Annotated in this window: 1 protein-coding gene; it reads left to right on the plus strand. The window is 60.6% G+C overall.

The window, feature by feature from the left end; all coding sequences use genetic code 11:
• Nucleotides 1-15: 15 nt before the first annotated feature.
• Nucleotides 16-315: acetoacetate decarboxylase family protein (locus tag A3728_RS18725; RefSeq protein ID WP_236630558.1), on the plus strand; the 300-nt coding region annotated here is incomplete at its 3' end.

Genomic DNA, 315 nt, shown 5'->3' on the forward strand with positions numbered 1-315 from the left:
GTAGCGCGACGCTTCTTGCCCTCTGGGTTCGGCCGCGCGTCCGGCCGCGTTTTCGGCCATTTCTGCGAATGGCAGGCCACCACGGACGGCTCCGAACTGCTGGATCCAGCCTATTCGCAATACAACGAGTTCTTTCTGCTGATCGAAGCGCTGTCCGATCAAGGCGAGGCCCGGCTTTTCTGTTCGTTCATCTTCGTCGACCAAGACATCTCGATGGTCCGCGGCCATATGCAGGGGTTTCCCAAGAAGCTCGGCGCGATCCGGATCGGGCGGTCTTATGACCTCGAACATCCAGCCGCGGGTCGACAGGGATCA

Source organism: Sulfitobacter sp. HI0040 (assembly GCF_001634885.1).
Taxonomy (GTDB): domain Bacteria; phylum Pseudomonadota; class Alphaproteobacteria; order Rhodobacterales; family Rhodobacteraceae; genus Sulfitobacter.